Consider the following 321-nt stretch of genomic DNA (forward strand, 5'->3'; position numbering starts at 1 on the left):
TGCTCACCGAGGTGGACTTGCCGCCGTCGCTGGTCGACACCGACGTCGTCTGCACGTCGTGGTCACCGACCTGCCTGCTCAGACGGTCGGCGAAGTCGGCGTCGTCGATGCCACTTCCGATGATCTTGATCGTGGCGGCGGACCAGAGTGCGTCCATGCCTGCCTCGCCCCAGCACCGCTGGCCCTGCCGGTAGGACTGCAGGATCGTCATCGGGATCACGCCCCGTGAGCCCAGGTGGCTGTACAGGTCCGGGAGATCGGAGATTTTGCACACGTTGGCGGCCTCGTCGAGGACGCACAGGGCAGGCGGGTCGAGCCGCC

Annotated in this window: 1 protein-coding gene; it reads right to left on the bottom strand. The window is 67.3% G+C overall.

Going from position 1 to position 321, the window contains the following annotated elements; translation table 11 throughout:
• Positions 1-321, bottom strand: a 321-nt coding sequence (locus tag RB628_RS41795; protein ID WP_318325819.1) for a TraG/TraD/VirD4 family protein, incomplete at both ends; no start/stop codon positions are given.

Source organism: Streptomyces sp. ADMS, from assembly GCF_033441795.1.
In the GTDB taxonomy this organism is placed as follows: domain Bacteria; phylum Actinomycetota; class Actinomycetes; order Streptomycetales; family Streptomycetaceae; genus Streptomyces.